At 42.5% G+C, this 16,186-nt stretch carries 15 protein-coding genes; 11 read left to right on the top strand and 4 right to left on the bottom strand.

The window, feature by feature from the left end; all coding sequences use genetic code 11:
* Positions 1–13: 13 nt before the first annotated feature.
* The 4 genes from FTV18_RS08685 to FTV18_RS08670 all read left to right on the top strand — a co-directional run bounded on the left by FTV18_RS08685 (position 14) and on the right by FTV18_RS08670 (position 3,973).
* Positions 14–727, top strand: a complete 714-nt coding sequence (locus FTV18_RS08685; protein ID WP_180017473.1) for an SCP2 domain-containing protein — start codon at positions 14–16, stop codon at positions 725–727.
* A gap of 12 nt (positions 728–739) precedes the next feature.
* The gene (locus FTV18_RS08680) at positions 740–2,359 is read left to right on the top strand and encodes an AarF/ABC1/UbiB kinase family protein (RefSeq protein WP_166134791.1); all 1,620 of its coding nucleotides are present in this window, start codon (positions 740–742) and stop codon (positions 2,357–2,359) included.
* A gap of 158 nt (positions 2,360–2,517) precedes the next feature.
* On the top strand, positions 2,518–3,594 hold the full coding sequence (locus tag FTV18_RS08675; protein ID WP_180017475.1) for a patatin-like phospholipase family protein: 1,077 nt from the start codon (positions 2,518–2,520) through the stop codon (positions 3,592–3,594).
* A 61-nt stretch (positions 3,595–3,655) separates the two neighbouring features.
* The gene (locus tag FTV18_RS08670) at positions 3,656–3,973 is read left to right on the top strand and encodes a hypothetical protein (protein WP_159123431.1); all 318 of its coding nucleotides are present in this window, start codon (positions 3,656–3,658) and stop codon (positions 3,971–3,973) included.
* Positions 3,974–4,012: 39 nt separating this feature from the next.
* Here the strand turns inward: FTV18_RS08670 and FTV18_RS08665 are convergent, their stop codons facing one another.
* The 3 genes from FTV18_RS08665 to FTV18_RS08655 form a co-directional block, all read right to left on the bottom strand.
* Positions 4,013–4,483, bottom strand: coding sequence for a Panacea domain-containing protein (locus FTV18_RS08665; protein WP_075167849.1), 471 nt, complete (start codon positions 4,481–4,483; stop codon positions 4,013–4,015).
* A complete protein-coding gene (locus tag FTV18_RS08660) occupies positions 4,476–5,198 on the bottom strand; it encodes a hypothetical protein (RefSeq protein ID WP_180017478.1) in 723 nt (240 codons plus the stop codon). The genes FTV18_RS08665 and FTV18_RS08660 overlap by 8 nt, the downstream gene beginning before the upstream one ends.
* A gap of 390 nt (positions 5,199–5,588) precedes the next feature.
* Positions 5,589–7,940: a Tex family protein gene (locus FTV18_RS08655; protein ID WP_180017479.1), complete on the bottom strand. Its 2,352-nt coding sequence runs from the start codon at positions 7,938–7,940 to the stop codon at positions 5,589–5,591.
* 336 nt (positions 7,941–8,276) lie between these two features.
* On the opposite strand from FTV18_RS08655, the gene ompR reads away from it, so the two are divergent.
* The 4 genes from ompR to FTV18_RS08635 all read left to right on the top strand — a co-directional run bounded on the left by ompR (position 8,277) and on the right by FTV18_RS08635 (position 13,436).
* Positions 8,277–9,041 carry a two-component system response regulator OmpR gene (gene ompR, locus FTV18_RS08650; protein ID WP_004781707.1) on the top strand — a complete coding sequence of 255 codons (765 nt, stop codon included), beginning with the start codon at positions 8,277–8,279 and terminating at the stop codon, positions 9,039–9,041.
* A 310-nt stretch (positions 9,042–9,351) separates the two neighbouring features.
* The gene (locus tag FTV18_RS08645) at positions 9,352–10,812 is read left to right on the top strand and encodes an ATP-binding protein (RefSeq protein WP_180017481.1); all 1,461 of its coding nucleotides are present in this window, start codon (positions 9,352–9,354) and stop codon (positions 10,810–10,812) included.
* A gap of 205 nt (positions 10,813–11,017) precedes the next feature.
* On the top strand, positions 11,018–12,535 hold the full coding sequence (locus tag FTV18_RS08640) for an acetyl-CoA hydrolase/transferase family protein (RefSeq protein ID WP_159123434.1): 1,518 nt from the start codon (positions 11,018–11,020) through the stop codon (positions 12,533–12,535).
* A 205-nt stretch (positions 12,536–12,740) separates the two neighbouring features.
* Entirely contained in the window at positions 12,741–13,436 is a 696-nt protein-coding gene (locus FTV18_RS08635) for a DsbA family oxidoreductase (protein ID WP_180017483.1), read from the top strand.
* Positions 13,437–13,492: 56 nt separating this feature from the next.
* Here the strand turns inward: FTV18_RS08635 and FTV18_RS08630 are convergent, their stop codons facing one another.
* On the bottom strand, positions 13,493–13,693 hold the full coding sequence (locus FTV18_RS08630; protein WP_179991974.1) for a dodecin family protein: 201 nt from the start codon (positions 13,691–13,693) through the stop codon (positions 13,493–13,495).
* 417 nt (positions 13,694–14,110) lie between these two features.
* On the opposite strand from FTV18_RS08630, the gene FTV18_RS08625 reads away from it, so the two are divergent.
* The 3 genes from FTV18_RS08625 to FTV18_RS08615 all read left to right on the top strand — a co-directional run bounded on the left by FTV18_RS08625 (position 14,111) and on the right by FTV18_RS08615 (position 16,142).
* Positions 14,111–14,278 carry a hypothetical protein gene (locus FTV18_RS08625; RefSeq protein WP_166134776.1) on the top strand — a complete coding sequence of 56 codons (168 nt, stop codon included), beginning with the start codon at positions 14,111–14,113 and terminating at the stop codon, positions 14,276–14,278.
* A gap of 256 nt (positions 14,279–14,534) precedes the next feature.
* Positions 14,535–14,714 (top strand): hypothetical protein, encoded by a 180-nt coding sequence (locus FTV18_RS08620; RefSeq protein WP_004781696.1) that lies wholly within the window; start codon positions 14,535–14,537, stop codon positions 14,712–14,714.
* A gap of 9 nt (positions 14,715–14,723) precedes the next feature.
* Positions 14,724–16,142 (top strand): hypothetical protein, encoded by a 1,419-nt coding sequence (locus FTV18_RS08615; protein ID WP_180017485.1) that lies wholly within the window; start codon positions 14,724–14,726, stop codon positions 16,140–16,142.
* Positions 16,143–16,186: the final 44 nt, after the last annotated feature.

The following is a 16,186-nucleotide window of genomic DNA, read 5'->3' as shown; positions in this document are numbered from 1 at the left end:
GGTCGTACCCGATATGTGGTCACTTCTCGCCCTCGGTGCTGTTGAACGCCTGATTCATCATATGATTGATCTGGATGCGATTACCCGCATTCAGCTCAATACTTTGGCTGGCAAAATGCTGCGGGTGGTCATTGCTTCACCACAGCTGTCCGTCGATGTCTTCTTTGATGAGGGCAAGGTTCGTCTGGAACCAACGCCAACCGGCCATACTGAAGACTCTTCGATATTTGAACAGCGCCCTTATGAAGCCAATAGCGCACAAACGCCTGAAGCAACGGCGACGCTACAGGTGAGCAATATCGTAGAGCTGCTTAAGCTGCTGCTTGCTGATGAAGTCGGCAATATTCCGCTGCAAGGTGACTATAAACTTCTGCAAGAAATCCAGCGTATTATGCAGCAGGCTGAACCTGATCTGGCGGCGCATTTAAGTCCCTGGATTGGCCCTGCTCTAGCGCATGAAATTGGCAAGTTGCAGCTGGCTCCGAAGCATTTAAAACGCACTTTACAAAGCCAGTTATTTTTTGCTGAAGATGCCCTGAAAGAAGATAGTGGTCTCTTTGCCCCGCGCTGGCAAATGGATGACCTGAATCAGGATACCCGTATCCTGAACCAGAATTTAGATCGCGTCGAAGCCAAAATCCGTCAGCTTCAGGCTCAGATTGAATCTGACGATTCTACTGATCAGCCATTTACTCCTGCTACACCTCATATTCCTTCTCAATACTAGGTACACCGCTTTATGATTCCGCATGTTTCACGTTTACTCGAACTTTGGCGCATCGCCGCGCACTATAGACTCGACACGTTGTTTCCTGCGGAAGAACTTCCTGAGAAAGCCCGACATATTTTATCTTTGATCCGTATGCATCCGGCAGCCTGGTCCAGCCGTGAGCGCAAGAATTCACTTAAGCTGAAACTGGCACTGGAAGAAATGGGACCGCTAGCGATCAAGCTGGGACAATTGCTTTCGACCCGTCGTGACCTGATTCCGCCTGAAGTGCTACAACAACTGGTCCTGTTACAGGATCAGGTCAAGCCCTTTGATAATGATGTCGCCAAGATGCGTATTCAGGAATCCTTAAAAGCGGATGTAAATACTCTATTCGCCCGATTTGATGTTCAGCCATTGGCAGCAGCTTCGATTGCACAGGTGCATACTGCTGCCCTGCATGATGGCCGTGAAGTAGTGGTCAAAGTGACCCGCCCGAATATTCGTCAACAGATCTTGCAGGATTTTGAGATTCTAAGCTGGCTGGGTGATTTTCTGGAAAAGCGTCTGGAAGCAGCGCGTGCCCTACACTTGTCTGAAATTATTCAGGACTATCGCCAGATCATTCTGAATGAGCTAGACCTGACTCTGGAAGCGGATAATACCCGCCGTATGCGTCATTACTTCACTGGCTCCAGCATGATGTATGTGCCTGAAGTCTATATGGACAGTAAGGACGTGCTGGTAGCAGAACGGATTACCGGTGTTCCGATTTCGGATATTGCCACCTTTGATGAACTGGGTATGGACCGTGCTGATCTGGCACGTAAAGGTCTAACCATTTTCTTTACTCAGGTGTTCCGCGATAACTTCTTCCATGCTGACATGCATCCAGGCAATGTCTTTGTCGAAACTATCAATCCGGCCAATCCGCGCTTTATTGCGCTGGACTGTGCGATTATGGGCGAGCTGTCCAAACATGACCAGATGACCGTGGCACGTATGCTGCTGGCGGTCATGAACAGCGACTTCATGCAGCTGATTCAGATTGTGCATCAGGCAGGCTGGATTCCACCAGGTACCGATCAGGACGCGCTAGCACGCGAAATGCGTCGCACTGTGGGCCCAATGGTGTCCAAACCGATGCATGAACTGGATTTTGCCGGGATTCTGATTCAGGTCATGGACATCGCCCGTCGTTTCCATCTGGAAATCCCGCCACAGCTAATGTTGTTATTGAAAACGCTGGTTCATGTAGAAGGTCTGGGAACAGACTTATATCCTGAGCTGGATATCTGGAGTCTGGCGAAACCCATCCTCACCGATTGGGTCAAAGCCCAGATGAATCCGCAAAAGAATATCAAGGAACTCGGACAAAAAATCCCGGATCTGCTTTTGGGCGCGCAGGACCTACCGACCCTGATGATCGACAGCCTGAACGGTCTGAAAAACCAGTCCGCCTGGCATGCCAAGCAGCTTAATGAATTGCAAAGCATGCGCCTGCAAATGGAACATCAGCAAAAACGTAGCTGGATTTTTGGCAGCATCATGGCCATTCTGCTTTCGATTGCGATCATTTCACCATGGTTTGTGTCAGTGATTTTGATCGTACTGGCAAGCGTACTCGCAGTCTGGCGGATTGCAAAATAACTGAAATAACCTGCTTAAAAGACCTGACATTGTTCAGGTTTTTTTATTTTTCTCCTTCCCTATGACTGCAAAGTCACCTTAGGGTATATCTTGCCATTGGGCTTTGTGACCAGATGCTTAAAATATGTCCTCATTGGTCAAATATGGGTTGAACCTTTATGCAGATTTTACAAAAACATGCGCCTGCTCTGAAAATCCGCGCTGGGCATCAGGCTCGTGAGCTGATTCTGAAAGAAGGTTTGCAACCCGAACAGGTCGATATTGTGCCGGGTGCTGCAGGTGGACCCAAAGGTATTGGTATTCAGGGACTGGATCAGGCCATTTTTGGCGAGTTTTTCCCACGAGCTCCTCAGCGTAGAACGCTAGTCGGCTCATCCATTGGTAGCTGGCGTTTTGCCAGTGTCGCGGCATGGGGAGCCAAAGCAGGTACTGAACGTCTTGCCGACTTGTATACCCATCTATACTTTCACAAGAAAATGACCCGTAAGAAGGTCAGTGACGTTTGTCGTGGCATGCTGCTGGATCTGGTACAAGGCAAAGAAACCGATTTAGTGAATCATCCAGATTATCATCTGACGGTATTATCGATTAAAGCCCAGCACATTTTCCAGAGTGACAAGGCGCTCCCCCTACTCGCCTCTGTGGCCGGCATTGTCGGAACTACCGCTGTGGCGCGCAAACATAGTCGCCATTTTATGCAACGTGTGATTAGCCAGCCGAATACGGGTGAACAGTTTAAAATTGCCGATGATGGATTTACTACACATTATCACGCCTTGACTGAGCAAAGTGTTTTGTCCTGGCTGATGGCTTCTGCCTCTATTCCGGGCGTGATGGCAGCAGTCAATAATATTCCGGATGCACCGCAAGGTTATTATCGCGATGGCGGTCTGATTGACTATCATATTGACCTGCCTTTCCAGAGCAAAGGCATCGTGCTGTATCCGCATTTTACTGACAGCATTACTCCCGGCTGGTTCGATAAACTGTTTAAACGCACGGCACGCCCGGAAAATCAGGCACGAACTTTGCTAATTTCACCCTCTCAGGAATATTTGCAAAGTTTGCCTTTGGGTCGTTTACCGGATCGTAAAGACTTCACTTTGAAAGGTTTGGATCAAGCTCAGCGGATTCAGCTCTGGAAGCAATGTATTGCTGAAAGTCAGCGCCTGGGAGATGAATTTCTGGAACTGGTCGAGAAGCAGAATTTTGCCGATGTGATGCAAAGCCTGTAATGGGCACAGCCTGTCCGAATTGTTTGTATAATTGCCTTAATTTTTTGAACTGTTGAGATTTATGCAGAAATTTTTAGTGATCCTGCAATATGCATGTATAGCCTTTGGACTTTATCTGATTTATAGCGTTAGCATGTCGCTGTATACCCAGCAATTTGAGCTGATGGAACTGGTGGCAGATATTGGCACCATTCTGATCTGTCTGGATTTGGGTGTGTTTTTATATACCAGTAAAGGCAAACAAGGCATCACCATGGAAGAGTATGCTAAACAGCTAGAACAACCACCATCTAAACTGGTTTATGTGACACGTAAACTGGGACATCTGGGTATTTTATTGATTATTACCAGCTGGATTGTTCCAATCGTGAACTCATAAAGATTCAATAAAAAAACCTCCCAATTGGGAGGTTTTCTTTTAGAACCTAGCTTTTTTGTATTGATTTGCTAATTTAGGAAGATCCAAAAATGCATACCGTTCTTTCGACTTAATTGGATATGTGGAATACACATATTCAATAAATTCATTAAAATACATAGATTTAGTCTTTTCTATAACTAAATAAAGAATTTTTTCAACTTGAGTAGTCAAAATTATTTCATCTCTAGAACCAATAAACTGAATCACAGTCTTTACAGAACCGAATGCGGTTTGTTCATATGAAATTTGAAATTTATCATTATGGTTTTTTGCACATAGGTAAATATCATCGACATAAGGACCATAGTGATTAAAATACCAATTGATTTGTGTAATTTGCTCTTCATATGCTAATGAATAAAACCAATCTGCCAAGTAAACCATTTTGGTTAATCTTGCATCCGATAGTTCTGAAGGATAAGGATACGATATACAAAAGAAAGCTATCACATCAATTAATCTATTCATGAGCAGCTCCAACACCATTTATTTCTTTTAAAATTTCTTCTTCGATATCGACTGAGTCAAGATCACCTTTTGCCTTCATCATTCCTATAGTATCGCATCTAATACCTTCCTTAACATATGAAGTCAAATGAACCTGATGTTTAGCGCAATAATCCCTAATCACACCAACTTTTTGAGTAGTAATAGGTCTTTTACTGTCTATAGTTTCAAAAACAATAACACCTAAAGGTTGGATCTGATCTTTAATAGCAAAAGCTATATATTGACATGACTTCATTGTCAATCTTCGCGCTTTTTCCTCATCAAAACCATATTTATCTTTCATATATTGTAAGTATTTATCAGGATTTTGGTCATAAATCGGACAAGCAACTATATCGATACATTCTCCATGCTCCCAAGCTTGACTAATTACCCCTTTATTTTTTTCAAAAGAAATAGAATGCATATCATCAAATAAGGGATTTGCAGAATAACGACTCAAATAAAAAAAACTTCCGTTAGAGTAAACAAATATAGTGACTCTAAATTTACTATTATCTATTTTCATAGCAATCATAGTTGCTTTAAGCCAATTTTGTAGAAAATTGCTGTAGAGTTTAGAATGTTCTTGTTTAGCTTTCGTCAAATCTTCTGTTAGCTTTCTTACCTTCTTTTGTTCAATTTCTAATATTTTTTTAGCTTCATCACCTTTAATAGCATAGTCATTTTGCAATTCTTCAAAAGATAACTTTATGTTTTCATTACTAATAGTTAAATTCTCAAAATCTTGAGATTTATTAGAACGACCAAACCATACTAAACTAATACCAATTGCTCCCCAAAAATAAGGACTGCAAACTAATTCAATAATACTATGATTTGAAAAATCCCATGAATAATAACTTGGTGATTTTATTGTGGTAGCTACTCCTGTAATAATTAAAGCACCTAAATATTCAGCAAATGTATAAACCCCTCTTGATACTACGATTGCTTTATTAATAAAGAATTGAGAATCTCCAGTAAAACCAAAAGGTATTTTTTATATTTTTTCATTAAACTACCATAAATATTAAAAAGCCCCCTTAAGAGGAGGCTTTAATATAACGTAGAAATTCAAAGATTATTTCGAACCTTTAATCCCTGCTTGCAATAACAATGCCCCTAAACCACCAATTTTATTTTCTTGTGGTTTAGCCGCTTGAGGTTTCTTGCCATGTGGGCGATCACCTTGCGGACGCGCATGCTGTGGACGTTTGCCTTGTGGCTTGCGCTCACCACGTTGCTCATTGTCACGACGTGGTTGACGTGGTGCTTTCGCTGGCGCTTCCGAACCTTCAGGACGCATCGACAGATTGACACGGTTACGTTCCACATCAACGTTCAGTACACGAACTTGTACGATTTGACCTGGTTTTACCACTTTATGCGGATCAGCCACAAATTCATTCGCTAGTTCAGAAATATGTACCAAACCGTCCTGATGTACACCAACATCCACGAAAGCACCGAAGTTAGTCACATTGGTGACTACGCCTTCCAGCTGCATGCCTTCAGTCAATTGAGCCACTTCAGTAATATCATCACGGAATTTTGCGGTACGGAATTCTGGACGCGGGTCACGGCCAGGTTTTTCCAGTTCAGCCAAAACGTCCTGAACGGTTGGCAGCCCGAATTTATCATCGACAAACTCTTCTGCATTCACTTGACGAATGATTTCAGTATTACCAATAATATCTTTTACAGTGGTTGCTTTCGCTTCAACAATTTTAGATACCAGTGGATAAGACTCAGGGTGAACTGCAGACGCATCTAGTGGTTCTGAACCTTGCTGGATACGCAAGAAACCAGCCGCCTGTTCAAAAGTACGTTCGCCTAGACGTGGCACTTTTTTCAGATCCTGACGATTGTCAAAACGGCCATTTTCTTTACGGAAGTCCACGATTTGCTGCGCGATTGACTTGTTCAGACCTGCGATATAACCCAGGATCGCAGCAGATGCAGTATTCACATCCACACCGACCGAGTTCACACAGTCTTCAACCACGGCTTCAAGAGTTTTTGCCAGACCGGTCTGGTTTACATCATGTTGATACTGACCTACACCAATGGACTTAGGATCGATTTTCACCAGTTCAGCCAATGGATCTTGCAGACGGCGCGCAATTGATACTGCACCACGGATCGATACATCCAGTTCAGGCAATTCCTGAGAAGCCAGTTCAGATGCTGAGTAAACAGAAGCACCCGCTTCTGAAACAGAAACACGAGTCAATTTCAGGTCGCTATTTGCAGCCATCATTTCAGCAACCAATGCTTCAGTTTCACGGCTTGCCGTACCATTACCGATTGCAATCAGGTCAACATTGAATTCGCGGCAAAGACGTGCCAATTCAGTCTGTGAACCTTCTTTATCATCTTTCGGTGCAAATGGATAAATGGTGCTATGTGCCAATACATCACCTGATTCATTCACCACTGCCAGTTTTACGCCAGTACGGATACCAGGATCTACGCCCAGTGTCGTACGTGCGCCTGCAGGCGCAGAAAGCAGTAAATGACGCAGGTTTTCAGCAAAGACCTGCATTGCTTCAGCTTCAGCAGCCAGACGTTTTTCAGTCAATAATGAATGTTCGATCGTTGGACGAACTTTACCAAGCCAGAACAGTTTTGCAGTCTGTTTCAGGAAATCCTGACGAGATTGCGGCTGAATGGTATCCAGGTTGTATTCAGTCTCAATACGTGACAATGGTGCATCATCTTCACCATCTACTTTAAGGCCCAGTACATTTTCCTGACGACCACGTAGCATTGCCAATAAGCGGTGTGAAGGTACCTTGTTCAGATTTTCAGAGAAATCGAAGTAATCACGGAATTTTTTACCAACTTCTTTTTTCTCTTCGCTAGCGACCAGACTTTTCAGCACAGCAGTTTTAGCAAACATTGCTTTAAGCTCAGTGGTCAGCGCAATATTCTGTGCCCAGTCATCAATCAGGATATGCTGGATCGCATTGAGCTGGCTTTCCTGATCTGGATAATCTTCATGGCTAAAGCCCGCTAAAGCTTCTGCTGGATCCACGGCTTCAGTAAAGATTTTTTCTGCAATCGGACCTAAACCGGCTTCTTTGGCTTTAAACGATTTGCTGGTACGTTTTGGACGGTATGGTGCGTAAATTTCTTCTAGGGCATTTTTAGTTTCTGCCGCATTCACCCGTGCCAATAAATCATCAGATAATTTATTTTGTTCTTTTAGTGATTCGATCACCTTTTCACGGCGTTCATATAAATCACGCAAATACGATAAACGTGTATCGAGCTGGCGTAGTTGCGTATCGTCTAAGCCCTGCGTTACTTCTTTACGGTAACGTGCAATGAAAGGAACGCTGGCACCCTCATCAATCAGTTTGATGGCAGCTTCTACTTGATTTGGACGTACGGCAAGTTCTTTTGCCAACTGCTGAACTAAGTCAGTCATCGTGTTTGATCCCACAAGGATAAGTACTAAATGGCATGATTATAAAGACCAGGTCTATAAAATCCACCATTGTTTTTATTAATTTATATAAGCTTCAGATAACCGTATACGATCGTTTTCCAGTTTTTCCACTAAAGTTTGCATGAACTTTGCATTTTATTCTTGTTCCGGGACGATTTTTTTCGCATATAGATGTATATATTTGGTATCTATGTCTTGATTTTAACTGCAATATTTGATGCTTTAGAGCATAGTCAATTAATAGTAATGAATCGTATACTCAAAGCATATTTCATTTTTTGTTTATGACGACAATAAAGAATAAAGGAGCACCTCATGAGTTTAGTGGTACCTGCTGAAAAACCCGATGCTGTACATACCGAAACCGACCGGGTCGAGCGCATCCTGGTTGTCGATGATGATGTGCGTCTGCGTACCCTGTTACAACGTTTCCTTGAAGATAAAGGCTTCGTCGTTAAAACTGCGCACGATGCTACCCAGATGGATCGACTATTACAGCGGGAACTGTTTTCTCTAATTGTGCTCGATTTTATGCTGCCTGTAGAAGACGGCCTCAGCATCTGTCGTCGCCTACGCCAGTCGAATATTGATATTCCAATTATTATGCTTACCGCACGTGGCAGCGATTCGGATCGTATTGCCGGTCTGGAAGCCGGTGCAGATGATTACTTGCCTAAGCCATTTAATCCAAATGAATTACTGGCACGTATCCGTGCAGTTTTGCGTCGTCAAGTTCGTGAAGTTCCAGGTGCTCCTAGCCAGCAAATGGAAGTGGTATCCTTTGGCCCATGGTCACTGGATCTGTCGACACGTACCCTGACTCGTGAGGGCCAGGTAGTGACCCTGACCACTGGTGAATTTGCGGTATTGAAAGCACTGGTTCAGCATCCACGTGAACCTTTAACGCGTGACAAACTGATGAATCTGGCACGTGGCCGTGAATGGGGTGCGATGGAACGTTCAATTGACGTTCAGGTATCACGCTTACGTCGTTTGATTGAAGAAAACCCTGCCCGTGCGCGTTATATTCAAACCGTTTGGGGTGTCGGTTATGTGTTTGTTCCAGATGGTGCTGAATAATTTTCTTATTAGAAGAAAGTAAAATATTCGTCCGTCTATCAATTTAGTTTTTAATTACGTGACAAATTCATTCGCAACTGTTTGAGGCAGGAGGTATTCATCTCTAATGTTTCTGCGATAAATTGATTACTTGCCGCAATTTGACGAGTTTTGCGAATGAAAATGGTTTTGCCTACTTTTGCCGAAACAAAAGTAGGTCGAACCGAAGGTTTTAACCTATATCTAAATTACAGATGGTTTGACTCCGGTGTGATAAGGCCTTTTAATCAACTCATAATAATTTGCTGAAGTCATAGCACAGGATTGCTCAGTGAAACTCGACCCCATCGACCCACAAAAATTTACCGATTTTGTCAGCTACTCAGAAAAAAAACGCACCCCTTGGGAACGCTTTCTGGACAAAATCAAACCGCGCTCTGCAGCAATGCGAACCACTGTACTGGTGGTCTTTGTGGTCTGTTTCAGCCTGTTCATGTCAATCTGGTTTTTCTGGCGCACACTTTATTTACCTGAAATTCAGCAACACGCGCGTTATCTGGCCATGGAGCTGGAAATTCTCAATAATCCGGACCTGCGTCTTTATCATAAAGAACAGGAAGTCGATATTGATACCTGGCTCAAAAACCGGATCGGAATCGAATATGTCACCAATCCGGCTGAATATCCGAATGTAAAAGACAAGGTCATTGCCGAATTCTTTACTAACCAGATTGAAACCAAACTGGCCAAAGAATTAAGAATCGAACAGGCAACCGTTTATTTTCAGTTCAAGCCAAGTCCACGCATCTGGATTCAAACTCCAGAAATGAATGGCAACTGGGTACGTGAGCCTCTTAAAACCTATGCCAACTATAGCCCTGAACTGATTCTAGGCTGGCTGCTTGGTACGCCACTCATTGCCGGAATTATTATCCTGACCCTGGTGCGTCAGCTGAACCGCCCTTTACGCCGCTTGCAGAATGCAGCAAACAGCTATAGTAAAAATGGTTCCGCTCCTTATCTGGATACCAATCATGGTCCGCTGGAAATCCGTCAGGTGAATCATGCCTTTAACCAGATGATTTATACCTTGGATCAAACCGAGCGTGATCGTCGAATCATGCTCGCGGGGATTTCACATGACCTGCGTACACCGTTGACCCGTATCCGTCTTAGCGCAGAAATGATGCCGGATGAAGACTTCCTCAAGGAAGGTCTGATTTATGACGTGGAGGATATGGATGCCATTCTGAACCAGTTCATTTCCTATATGCGGGATGGCTCCGATGAAGAACTGCAAGAAACCAATGTTAATGTGCTGTTGCAGGAACTGGTCAAGCAGTTTAAGCCACTCGATATTCGCTTTACACCTCAAGAGATACCCCTGGTTGAGGTACGCAGCATGTCGCTGAAACGTCTGATTGGTAATCTGATCAACAACTCGAAACGCTATGGTGCCGAACCGATCGAGCTGGCTGCCTATGTGCAGGATCATAAACTGATGATCAGTGTGGCCGATCATGGTGAAGGGATTCCAGAAGACCAGATTGAAGCACTGATGCAACCCTTTGTTCGTGGAAATTCTGCGCGTACCGTACAAGGCAGTGGTCTGGGTCTGGCAATTGTCAAGCGTATTGTTGATATTCACTCAGGTGAGCTGCATATCCAGAATCGGCCTGAAGGTGGTCTGGAAGCCATTATCGCCTTACCTCTGAAATCAGCGGATTCAGAGACGCCTGCTGCCCCAACCACCTTGGATAAAATTCGTCAAACGCTCACTGATCACTTCTAGTAAGTGATCATAAAAGCAACAAACGACTTTTTAGTATTTCTATACAATTCATTTTAATTTTTAATAATTCAATCATTTAAAAAACATCATTTTTTATTATACCTACATTTAGCTAAAAAATTAGACCTTAGCCTAACACCTATGCAAAATACATTTTTTGATCGGTACAATCCGTATCATTATTTAAGAATTTATGAGAGTTGAAATGTCTTTAGATCGTATCCGTTTAGCCTCCCTACACAACAAAGTCATCAGCCCTGAACAAGCTGCTGAATTCATCGAAGATGGTATGACTGTGGGTATGAGTGGCTTTACTCGCGCTGGTGAAGCGAAGGCGGTTCCTTTAGCTTTGGTACAACGCGCAAAAGCAAATCCACTGAAAATCACGTTGATCACAGGTGCATCACTCGGTAACGATTTGGACAAGCAACTCACTGAAGCAGGCGTATTGGCACGTCGTTTACCATTCCAGGTAGATAGCACTTTACGTAAAGCGATCAACAAAGGTGAAGTGATGTTCATCGATCAGCATTTGTCTGAAACCGTTGAACAGATGCGTAACCAGCAGTTGAAAAAACCTGATGTGGCGGTAATTGAAGCGGTTGCGATCACTGAAGATGGCGGCATCATTCCAACAACTTCTGTAGGTAACTCTGCAAGTTTTGCAATTTTTGCTGAAAAAGTAATTGTTGAAATCAACACGAATTTAAGCCCAGCGTTTGAAGGCTTGCACGACATCTACATCCCGACTTACCGTCCAACACGTCAAGCAATTCCATTGACTCAAGTGGATGAGCGTATCGGTACACATGCAATCAATATTGATCCTTCAAAAATCGTGGGTATCGTATTCAACAATGAATTGCATGACTCTCCATCAACTGTAACTGCACCAGATGATGAGACTCAATCAATTGCTAACCACTTGATCGCTTTCTTTGAAAAAGAAGTAGCTGAAGAGCGTTTACCGAAAAACCTTGGCCCTCTTCAAGCAGGGATCGGTTCCATTGCAAACGCCGTATTGACGGGTCTGAAAGATTCAAACTTCGAAGACTTGATCATGTACTCAGAAGTACTACAAGACTGTACCTTTGAATTGATCGATGCAGGAAAAATGAAATTTGCTTCAGGTTCTTCAATTACACTTTCTGCAAAATATGGCGAGAAAGTATTTAACAACCTTGAGCACTACAAAGACAAACTTGTATTACGTCCACAGGAAATTTCAAACCATCCTGAACTGGTACGCCGTTTAGGTATTATCGGCATCAACACTGCACTTGAATTCGATATCTACGGTAACGTGAACTCAACTCACGTATGTGGTACCAAAATGATGAACGGTATTGGTGGTTCAGGTGACTTCGCGCGTAATGCCCACTTGGCGATCTTCGTAACCAAATCAATCGCGAAAGGTGGCGACATCTCTTCTGTAGTGCCGTTTGCTTCACATATCGACCATGCAGAACACGATGTTGATATCCTTGTGACTGAACAAGGTCTTGCAGATCTTCGTGGTTTGGCTCCGCGTGAGCGTGCACGTGCGATCATCGACAACTGTGCCCACCCAATGTACCGTGATGCATTAAATGACTACTTCGACCGTGCATGTGCGAAAGGTGGCCATACCCCTCATTTGCTTCGTGAAGCATTGTCTTGGCACTCTAACTTTGAAGAAAATGGTCATATGCTTGCAGTAGAAGCTGCAGTCAAAACTGCTTAATTGACCGCTTCAGAAAACGCCCTACGGGGCGTTTTTTTATGGGAAAAATAATAAATAAACGAGGACAAATCCATCTATAAAAATCTAATCAGCTTAACTTCCTAAATATTTTGAATGATTAAACTGCACTTAGTCTGGATGCAGGGCTTTAAATTCCAGTTCTTCACCCTCATACTTCTAACAAGACAAAGATTAGAGACATGACATGCGCGTAGATATTTGGTCAGATGTGGTCTGCCCTTTTTGCTATATTGGTAAAAAACGGCTGGAAGCTGCTGCAAAGGAAAGCGAAATTGAACTTGAAGTCCATTGGCATAGTTTTCAGCTAGATCCTGAAGCGCCAGTCCGTCAGGAAGTTTCCAACTCTGAGCGTTTGGCACAAAAATATGGCCGTTCAGTGGCAGAAGTTGAAGACATGCAGCGCAATATCGCAGCCATGGCCAAACAGGAAGGCATTGAATTTAACTGGGAAGGTGCCAACTCTGGCAATACCTTGAATGCGCATCGCATCATTCACCTGGCACAAAGCAAAGGCTTGGGCAATGAAGCTCAGGAAGCTTTTTTCTACAGCTATATGACGCAAGGCCTGCCAATTGGTGAACGTGAAACGTTGGAAGATGTCGCGGCGCGTATTGGCCTGAACCCGGTTGAAGTAGATGATTTACTCGACTCGGATGAATTTGCGGATTTTGTTAAGTTTGACCAGGAAGTAGCACGTGACCAGCTCAAAGTTACCGGTGTTCCGTTCTTTGTATTTGATCAACGCATTGCTTTGGCAGGTGCCCAGCCGAAAGAAGTCTTTCTACAAGTTCTTGAAAAAGCTTTAGAGGAACCACAACAACAGCCAGCAGCTGATCAGTGTTCTACAGATGCTTGTGATGTTCCAGCAAAGCCTGAGTAAAAACTAAATCAAAAAATCCCCATTTAAGATGGGGATTTTTTGATGAATGATGTGAATTATTCAACCAGAAAACTGATCTTTAGATTGACACGATATTCGGTAATTTTATTGTCATTAATCACGACTTTCTGTTCATTGATCCAGGCACCTTGAACATTTTTAATCGTTTCTGTGACTTTCGCGATGCCACTTTGAATTGCATCCTCAAAGCTTTTACTACTGCTTGAATTGACTTCTACCACTTTTGCAATTGCCATGATTCAACACTCACTCTGTGAAGATAGAAGCATTCATCTTAGTCGATTTAAATTTCTCTACAGCTCCTAGCAAACAAGTAATAGCAAAAACTTACAGGGAATGAACAAATACTGATCTGCCCTTACTGCTTTAAAAAAAATTTAAATCTGGATCTCTAGTTTTAAATAATCAACAAATAAATGTTTGCTTAAAAGCTTCTAAAACATCTAAAAAATGTATAAAAAACAATCCAAAACCATCTAGAGCAAATATTCTAATATATTGTTTTATAGAGTATTTTATCTAAATTTAGTTGCTTTTCTTGCCGATTTGATCATTTTTTATTAATTGCCATTTGATATTATTTTTCACGTGATTTAAGACTAATTTTTTCCTTGTTCAAGCTCTTGAACATCCAGATATCAAAAGGTCATGTTATGAAAACTGTTAAATTTTTATGCGCAGCAACTGTGATGGCTTTTTCTCTACAAGCTTCAGCACAAATGGCTCAAGTGGTTTATCTTCCAGATTTCCCTGTGAGCAAAGCTCCAGTTAAAACTGTAGCTACAGATACTGCAACTGCAGAAACTGAAAAAGCGGCTTAAGTCTTTAAGCAAAATCTCCCAGCAGGCTGAATTATTCAGCCTGTTTTTATTTCAGGGCTTCGAAAATTTAACTTGTTCTTCTATTTAAAGAGCATTAAAAACCTCATTATTTTTTATTTTATTTTGATTTCGTTCACTTTTTATTCAAAAACAACTACCAAATTCGCTTAAAAAATACTCAAAATAATCAAGTATTTTTTCAATCAGATGCTTATAATCAGAACCTGATCTTTTATGGATTTCAGACTTTCTTGTTATGAACCAGCTTCAAGCATTAATACAGGGAAAAATTTCTCCGCAGGCAATTTCTGTGGATTTTTTGATTGAAATGGCTGAGCGTTATCCAGATCCCAACTCTACCGAATACAAACTGGTAGAACTTGCAGTCAATATGATCATGGCCAAGTCACTGGATAAAGCACTCAAATATATCTAGAGAGCTAAAATGAATGCTTTAGAAAAAGCAAAGTTAATTAAAGAATTAAATGAATTGGGGCAGCAATTAGAACATAAATCCCTCAGTTTATATGAAGCCGCCCGAACCAAAAAACGGCTCCAGGATATTTTTCATCTCTGTGATGAACCTGTTTTTAAAAATCAGATTTTAAGCTTTAAATCCCGTGTTCAGCCTGAGCTGGCAGCACATCAGTTTGCGGCGAGCACCGAGTTTCATCACTGTTATCGCGGTTATTTTAAGGATACTGTCCGGCTGCAACAGGCACTGACTGCGCATACAGAAACAGGCTGGGCCTTTTTGCATCAGCCACAACAAGGCTGGCAAATCTGGCTAGGTCCCGTAGAGCAATCTGATTTTTTACATAGTGAATGGGATGAATTAGTAAATTCCCACAACTGGCTTTTGCAGCAACAGCAACAAGGCACATATTTTCCTCTCGATCCCCAACTGAATATTCCGGCTTTATCTGTTCAGGACGCCGAATTCGATACGCTTACCCTGGAAATCGCGCGTTATCATCAGGGCAGTTTGCAGATTCAGACCAAGATCACTGCACCTCAACTGTCTAAAACAATTAAACCTGATTTAGACAGAGCAACTAGCGAAACAGAAGAAGCTAAAACAGCTGAGCTGTCTATAGAAATAGACAATACGGATAGTTCATCCTCTATTTTGATAATAGATGAAAATATTAATTTTCCTGAATCTATACAACTAGGTGAATTCTCTGCCCTGCTGCATCCATTAGAACATGCTGGAGCGACTATACGGCGCCTCTGTGCCCTAGAATTACAACCAGCTGCTTCCCAACCAGCTGATCTGGAAATGGCGCTATATTATGCTGAGGAAGACCACTGGCAGGCACGTCCTGTTTATCTCTCCATGCAGACCGATCAGCAAGGGCAAGGTCTGAAATATCTGATGCTCTTGGGCGCACCGAGCCTCTTGCAGGCCAATTCCTGTATCCAGCACTGGGGCACGCAACGTGGACGGCGTTGTATAGAGATAAAATCCATATCATGGGCAGCTTTAGGTGCCTGTCTTGATCAGATAGATCTTTTCAGTGAAATATATCTGCAACAAGCCGAAACGGTCTGGATGCCTGAGGAAAGCTATGCCTATATTCCGGCTCGATGTATTCATCAAAAGAAATTTATCAATTTTGAGGAAGCGCCCGCTGATTTTTCTACTCCAATTTTATTGCTACAGGAACATCAGAAAATTCGGGTGATTCATGGAGAACGTCGCCTGGCATTGTCCAATCAGGAAATCGCTTATCCTTATTTAATGCTCAAACGTGATAAGGATTTGAATTGGCAAAAAATTCATCAAATTGTTTTAGGATTGTCACAGCCGGTACGGGTTTTAGATCTTTATATGGCAATTCAGGCACAAATCATTAAATAATTGATGTAGTTATGTAGTTTATCCTTGCTTTTTTTCCTTATTTT

It is taken from the genome of Acinetobacter sp. YH12241 (genome assembly GCF_013417535.1).
Taxonomy (GTDB): Bacteria; Pseudomonadota; Gammaproteobacteria; order Pseudomonadales; family Moraxellaceae; genus Acinetobacter.
This window is presented reverse-complemented; position numbering and strand designations above follow the sequence as displayed.

Excerpts from the sequence above, each read along its gene's own strand:
- FTV18_RS08620 (WP_004781696.1), top strand. The coding sequence starts at position 14,535 with ATGAACCAGCTTCAAGCATTAATACAGGGAAAAATTTCTCCGCAGGCA.
- FTV18_RS08655 (WP_180017479.1), bottom strand. The coding sequence starts at position 7,940 with ATGACTGACTTAGTTCAGCAGTTGGCAAAAGAACTTGCCGTACGTCCA.
- FTV18_RS08680 (WP_166134791.1), top strand. The coding sequence starts at position 740 with ATGATTCCGCATGTTTCACGTTTACTCGAACTTTGGCGCATCGCCGCG.
- FTV18_RS08615 (WP_180017485.1), top strand. The coding sequence starts at position 14,724 with ATGAATGCTTTAGAAAAAGCAAAGTTAATTAAAGAATTAAATGAATTG.
- FTV18_RS08630 (WP_179991974.1), bottom strand. The coding sequence starts at position 13,693 with ATGGCAATTGCAAAAGTGGTAGAAGTCAATTCAAGCAGTAGTAAAAGC.
- FTV18_RS08670 (WP_159123431.1), top strand. The coding sequence starts at position 3,656 with ATGCAGAAATTTTTAGTGATCCTGCAATATGCATGTATAGCCTTTGGA.
- FTV18_RS08685 (WP_180017473.1), top strand. The coding sequence starts at position 14 with ATGTGGTCACTTCTCGCCCTCGGTGCTGTTGAACGCCTGATTCATCAT.
- FTV18_RS08665 (WP_075167849.1), bottom strand. The coding sequence starts at position 4,483 with ATGAATAGATTAATTGATGTGATAGCTTTCTTTTGTATATCGTATCCT.
- FTV18_RS08625 (WP_166134776.1), top strand. The coding sequence starts at position 14,111 with ATGAAAACTGTTAAATTTTTATGCGCAGCAACTGTGATGGCTTTTTCT.
- FTV18_RS08675 (WP_180017475.1), top strand. The coding sequence starts at position 2,518 with ATGCAGATTTTACAAAAACATGCGCCTGCTCTGAAAATCCGCGCTGGG.
- ompR (WP_004781707.1), top strand. The coding sequence starts at position 8,277 with ATGAGTTTAGTGGTACCTGCTGAAAAACCCGATGCTGTACATACCGAA.
- FTV18_RS08635 (WP_180017483.1), top strand. The coding sequence starts at position 12,741 with ATGCGCGTAGATATTTGGTCAGATGTGGTCTGCCCTTTTTGCTATATT.
- FTV18_RS08640 (WP_159123434.1), top strand. The coding sequence starts at position 11,018 with ATGTCTTTAGATCGTATCCGTTTAGCCTCCCTACACAACAAAGTCATC.